The organism is Nostoc sp. JL23, from assembly GCF_017115065.1.
Lineage (GTDB): Bacteria > Cyanobacteriota > Cyanobacteriia > Cyanobacteriales > Nostocaceae > Nostoc > Nostoc punctiforme_A.
Genome location: NZ_JABXKN010000095.1, coordinates 1 through 5,059, shown reverse-complemented (window position 1 = coordinate 5,059; position 5,059 = coordinate 1). Strand labels below are relative to the sequence as shown.

Genomic DNA, 5,059 nt, shown 5'->3' with positions numbered 1-5,059 from the left:
TTTTACTCCAGCTTTTTATTATCCCATGTTATTTATATTAAGGATGAGTCTAATGTGACCAAATGCGGCATCACCCGTAAAAAAATCAGATCCGGTCTTAACCCATACCGCTCCTGCGTTTTTTTAAGATCCTTGCAGAGAGTATCAGTAACTCGTTTAGCATCCCAACCAGTTCGTGGTTTACAAGCATGGATATCTGAAAGATGCAGCCAGGTCAGTGTTTGAGTCATTGAGAGAATTCCTTATTAATAACCAGCCTCAAATTAAGGGAATTGCCTTCCAAGCAATTAAAAGAAAAACGATTTCTAGAATGTAACTGATAAAGACGGTGGGATTTAGCAAACCATCCCAGACATAACCTTTACGTTTGGGAGATGTAACCCGTTTCAATGCATAATTCCAGCTATTAAATATAGCAGGCCCTCTCAATTGGCAAGTTTCCAAGAGGGTGGTTTCAATTTCGCCTACACGGGGATAAAAGCCACGTTGAAAATGCTTCCACTGGCTCTCTAAAACCCAAAAAAAGATTGGAATGGTGCAGCCAACCAAAGCAAGAACGCTCTTATTCTGTTGCAGTGCTAATACAATTACAGCACCAGTTCCAGTGATACCAAGAGCTTTAATTGCTCAAATCTGCTTATTGTAGTCTTCAATAGTGGTTTGCAGGAAGAAATATTCCTGCTTCAATAACTCCAACTCAAAATCACTCAAGGCATTAGCATTAGAAGAGGTAGAAGGTTGAGAATTAGACATCAGCCCTACAGTAATAATACTTATTACCTATAACATATTACTTGATAAAAGGCTACATCAGGCAGACGACTTCACTCAAAAGTGTAGCTTGAGCTAGCTGCAATTTTCCAATTATGTTAAAGCGATCGCCGTTTACAAATAATAAATAGTAAAACCAATTTAAAAATCATCTTCATGCAGTTGGATAATAGTGTTGATATTGGGATGGGATATATCCAAAAGTTAAAGACCCTAAGATTTACAGCCGTTGATAGGGGTTAAGTTGATGAATCCATCACTTGAAAAAATTTTAAGCGAGATTGAGCAATTAACTCCAGAGGAGCAACTGACGGTAATGGGGTATTTGGTGGAGCGTATGAAGAAACATATCATTCAAGCACAACCAAAACGCAAGTGGAGCGATTTGAAGGGTATGGCATCCTATCCGCTATTGGGTGAGGATGCTCAGGAATGGGTTTCGCGGACTCGACGAGAAGGAGATGAGCATCGAAAAGGATGCCAGTAAATTGCGGAAAACTTGCCACAATTGTTGTTGAAATCATATATGGTTAGGCAAGTTTACCTTGTGGAAAACTTGTGGAAAAACTGTTGTACTTTTCCACAAGGTAATTATACTCAATTAAATTTTCACTGTAGAATATCAAGTTTTCCCCAGTTTTTTGCACAATCTAAGTTAAATTTAATCAATTTTTATACGTTACTTAATATTCTTCACCCGTCAAAGCTCATAATTCAGACTGCTGCTTGTGGAAAACTTAAAATATATTTTCAGGATGGTTTTTGAGAACGGCTAGTCATATTGATGCGATCGCTCAGTTGGCGGATTGTTTGTGCTAAAGTGCGATCGCTCTCCTGGAGTTGAGTAATTTTATCGCAACTATAGATTACCGTTGTATGGTCTTTACCACCAAACTCCTCACCAATTCTCGGCAAACTCAAAGCGGTGTGTTGGCGCATGAGATACATCCCTAATTGACGCGCCCAGCTAATCTCTCTTCGACGTGAGTTACTTTTGAGGTCATCTATTGAAACATTAAAATTATCCGCCACAACCTTTAAAATTGCTTCTGGGGTAGCTGCCATTTTTTCATTAGGCGGTTCTAAAACTGGTGTGATATTTTCCACCGTCATCGGTAAACCCCAAATAGAAATATAAGCCACCGCCCGAATTAAGGCTCCTTCTAATTCTCGAATATTAGAAGTATAGTTAGAAGCAATATACTCAATTACGTCGCGGGGAAGACTAATATTTTCATCCTCGGCTTTTTTCTGCAAAATTGCCATTCTCGTTTCTAAATCCGGCTTTTGGATATCGGCAATTAAGCCCATAGAAAACCGAGAACAAAGACGTTCTTGCAAGCTAGGAATTTGATTAGGCGGACGGTCAGAAGCAATGACAACTTGTTTACCAGCTTCATGTAGAGTATTAAAAGTATAAAAGAATTCCTCTTGGGTATATTCCTTGCCTTCAAGAAACTGAATATCATCAACTAATAAAACATCAGCCGCCCGATAATGCTCTCGAAAACTTTGCATACTATCCTTACGGATGGCTGTAATTAAATCATTAGTAAACTGCTCAGTAGAAACATAAAATATTTTACAATTAGGAGAAATTGCATAGCGATAATGACCAATAGCTTGCATGAGATGAGTTTTACCCAAGCCGACACCACCGCATAAAAACAAAGGATTAAACTCTTTACCCGGAGATTCTGCAACTGCTAAAGAAGCAGCGTGAGCCATGCGATTGTTAGCACCAACTACAAATCGCGAAAAGACATATTTAGAGTTTAAGTCAGTAGTTTTATGATTGTGATTAGGAACAGGTTCAGAAATACTGCTGGAATTTGGTGATTCCCAAGCAACTTCTCGTTCACTAAAATGAGAAACTTCATCACCTTGAGCAACAGTAATGTAAATTCCCACGGGATGACCGAGAATATCTTGGACTACATGAGCAATAGTATTGATGTAATACTTCTGTAACCAATTACGAGCAAATGGGTTAGGAGTACGGATAACCAAGCAATTATTTTCTAATCGCTCTGCACTAGCAGTTTTGATCCAAGTTTCAAAGGTAGGTCGGGATAGTTCAAGCTTTAGGCGCTCTAGTACCTGACTCCACAGACTTTCTATGGGAATTTCCATTATCCACCACCTTTGCTGCTAATCGTCACAATAGAAGAGAAAGCACTAATTTAGCATTGAGACACGCTAGACCTAAAATAAGCTTTTAAGTTGTAACCATTTTGGGACATACCCAGTAGGCAAGATCCTAACACCCACTGACTGACACGGAGAAGCAAGGACACATGAAGACAACAAACCATCACTCAACACCCAAAAAGATGAATACCAGACGTTTGCCCCACAGATGGGGGGTAGATAATATTCTGGGGATGCTCTCATACGGGGTAGCAGTGGTGTTCCTGGGGAGCTGCTCTCTTCTACCTGCTAGGACTGTTGATAATCAGCAAAGCGATACTCAAGCCCCAAACACAACAGAACCTAATCGGCTAATTGTCCCCCCGCAGATTTTCTCTTCGTCTGGAGATCCTAATTTTGTAGTGAAAGTAGTGCAACAGGTGGGGCCTGCGGTAGTTCGCATTGATTCTTCCCGAACAATTACTTCTCGCGTACCAGACGAATTTAACGATCCATTTTTCCGGCGGTTTTTTGGAGAGGGAAGCCCACAGCCTAGACAAAGGGTAGAGCGCGGTAGTGGCTCTGGATTTATTATTAATTCTTCTGGTCAAATTGTGACCAATTCCCATGTGGTAGATGGTGCTGATAGAGTGACTGTCACACTCAAAGATGGCCGGACTTTTGATGGGAAAGTTTTGGGTGAAGACCCGGTAACGGATGTAGCAACGATCAAAATTAATGCGAATAATCTGCCAACTCTAGCTGTGGGTAATTCTGATACCTTGCAACCAGGAGAGGCTGTAATTGCCATTGGTAATCCATTAGGCTTGAATAATACCGTCACTTCTGGGATTATTAGTGCCACAGGTCGTTCTGGTAGCGATATTGGTGCTAGTGATAAACGGGTTGATTACATCCAAACGGATGCAGCGATTAACCCTGGTAATTCAGGTGGACCATTGCTTAATGCTCGTGGGCAGGTAATTGCGATGAACACAGCGATTATTCGCGGCGCTCAAGGTTTGGGATTTGCTATTCCTATTAACACCGTACAAAGAATTGCCCAGCAATTAATTGCTACAGGTAAGGTGGATCATCCTTATTTGGGTGTGCAGATGGTGACACTGACACCAGAAATTAAAGAAAAGATAAAAAATGGAGCAGGCGATCGCTTAAATCTTACAGCAGATGACGGCGTTTTGCTGGTTGAGATTGTACCGCGATCGCCTGCATCTGTAGCTGGGCTACGAGTCGGTGATGTGATTAAAAGCATCAACAGCCAGCCTGTTACTAAAATTGAAGAAGTACAAAGGCTAGTAGAAAAGAGCAAAATCGGTACTAAATTACCCATAGAAGTGGAACGCAATGGGCAAATTGTCCAAGTAGGAGTTCAACCTGCTCCTTTGCCTGTTAGACGTGAAGGATAATACTTGTCATTTGTCATTTGTCATTTGTAAATAGTTCTTCTTCCCCTGCCCCCCTGCTTCCCACTCCCTACTCCCTATTACTTAAAGGAGCTTTATCATGACTGAATTAGCGCCAATAATTCAATTAGGCAATCCAACATTGCGCCAAAAAGCTGCTTGGGTTGAGAATATTCAAGATGAGCAGATCCAAAAATTAATTGAAGACTTAATCGCCACTGTTGCCAAGGCTAATGGCGTAGGAATTGCTGCGCCTCAAGTAGCACAAGCCTATCGTTTATTTATTGTGGCTTCCCGTCCTAATGCCAGGTATCCCAACGCCCCGGAAATGGAACCTACAGCAATGATTAATCCCAAAATCATTGCTCATTCAACTGAAGTTGTCAAAGATTGGGAAGGTTGTTTAAGTGTTCCAGGAATTAGGGGGTTAGTTCCTCGGTATAAATCTATTGAAGTTGAATACACTGACTCTCAAGGCAACTTACAAAAACAAGAATTAACCGATTTTATCGCTCGGATTTTTCAACATGAGTACGATCATCTCGACGGGATCGTATTTGTTGATCGCCTAGAGAACACTCTCGATATGATCACTGAGCAAGAATACCAACAACGAGTAGTTAACAAATAAATGGGAGCAGGAGGGCAGGGGGCAGTATATTAATTACGAATTACGAATTACGAATTACGTTAGCGCAGCGGTAGCGACGCAGGAGCGTCATTACGAATTATTT

The 5,059-nt window shown here is 41.0% G+C and carries 7 protein-coding genes; 3 read left to right on the top strand and 4 right to left on the bottom strand.

Annotation, left to right across the window (positions count from 1 at the left end; all coding sequences use genetic code 11):
* Positions 1-32 precede the first annotated feature (32 nt).
* The 3 genes from HWQ42_RS19470 to HWQ42_RS19460 form a co-directional block, all read right to left on the bottom strand.
* Positions 33-230, bottom strand: a complete 198-nt coding sequence (locus HWQ42_RS19470) for a hypothetical protein (protein ID WP_292815138.1) — start codon at positions 228-230, stop codon at positions 33-35.
* Between the two features lie 28 nt (positions 231-258).
* A complete protein-coding gene (locus HWQ42_RS19465; protein WP_292815136.1) occupies positions 259-549 on the bottom strand; it encodes a hypothetical protein in 291 nt (96 codons plus the stop codon).
* 78 nt (positions 550-627) lie between these two features.
* On the bottom strand, positions 628-753 hold the full coding sequence (locus tag HWQ42_RS19460) for a hypothetical protein (RefSeq protein WP_292815134.1): 126 nt from the start codon (positions 751-753) through the stop codon (positions 628-630).
* Between the two features lie 265 nt (positions 754-1,018).
* On the opposite strand from HWQ42_RS19460, the gene HWQ42_RS19455 reads away from it, so the two are divergent.
* Positions 1,019-1,258 (top strand): hypothetical protein, encoded by a 240-nt coding sequence (locus HWQ42_RS19455; RefSeq protein WP_292815132.1) that lies wholly within the window; start codon positions 1,019-1,021, stop codon positions 1,256-1,258.
* A gap of 263 nt (positions 1,259-1,521) precedes the next feature.
* On the opposite strand, the gene dnaA is transcribed toward HWQ42_RS19455, so the two are convergent.
* Entirely contained in the window at positions 1,522-2,904 is a 1,383-nt protein-coding gene (gene dnaA / locus HWQ42_RS19450; RefSeq protein WP_292815130.1) for a chromosomal replication initiator protein DnaA, read from the bottom strand.
* A gap of 164 nt (positions 2,905-3,068) precedes the next feature.
* Between dnaA and HWQ42_RS19445 the strand changes: the two genes are divergently transcribed.
* Both HWQ42_RS19445 and def read left to right on the top strand, forming a co-directional pair.
* Positions 3,069-4,328: an HhoA/HhoB/HtrA family serine endopeptidase gene (locus HWQ42_RS19445; RefSeq protein ID WP_292815128.1), complete on the top strand. Its 1,260-nt coding sequence runs from the start codon at positions 3,069-3,071 to the stop codon at positions 4,326-4,328.
* Positions 4,329-4,425: 97 nt separating this feature from the next.
* On the top strand, positions 4,426-4,956 hold the full coding sequence (gene def / locus HWQ42_RS19440) for a peptide deformylase (protein WP_292815126.1): 531 nt from the start codon (positions 4,426-4,428) through the stop codon (positions 4,954-4,956).
* Positions 4,957-5,059: the final 103 nt, after the last annotated feature.

Coding starts and splice junctions, on each gene's coding strand:
- HWQ42_RS19455 (WP_292815132.1), top strand. CDS start 1,019: ATGAATCCATCACTTGAAAAAATTTTAAGCGAGATTGAGCAATTAACT.
- def (WP_292815126.1), top strand. CDS start 4,426: ATGACTGAATTAGCGCCAATAATTCAATTAGGCAATCCAACATTGCGC.
- dnaA (WP_292815130.1), bottom strand. CDS start 2,904: ATGGAAATTCCCATAGAAAGTCTGTGGAGTCAGGTACTAGAGCGCCTA.
- HWQ42_RS19470 (WP_292815138.1), bottom strand. CDS start 230: ATGACTCAAACACTGACCTGGCTGCATCTTTCAGATATCCATGCTTGT.
- HWQ42_RS19460 (WP_292815134.1), bottom strand. CDS start 753: ATGTCTAATTCTCAACCTTCTACCTCTTCTAATGCTAATGCCTTGAGT.
- HWQ42_RS19445 (WP_292815128.1), top strand. CDS start 3,069: ATGAAGACAACAAACCATCACTCAACACCCAAAAAGATGAATACCAGA.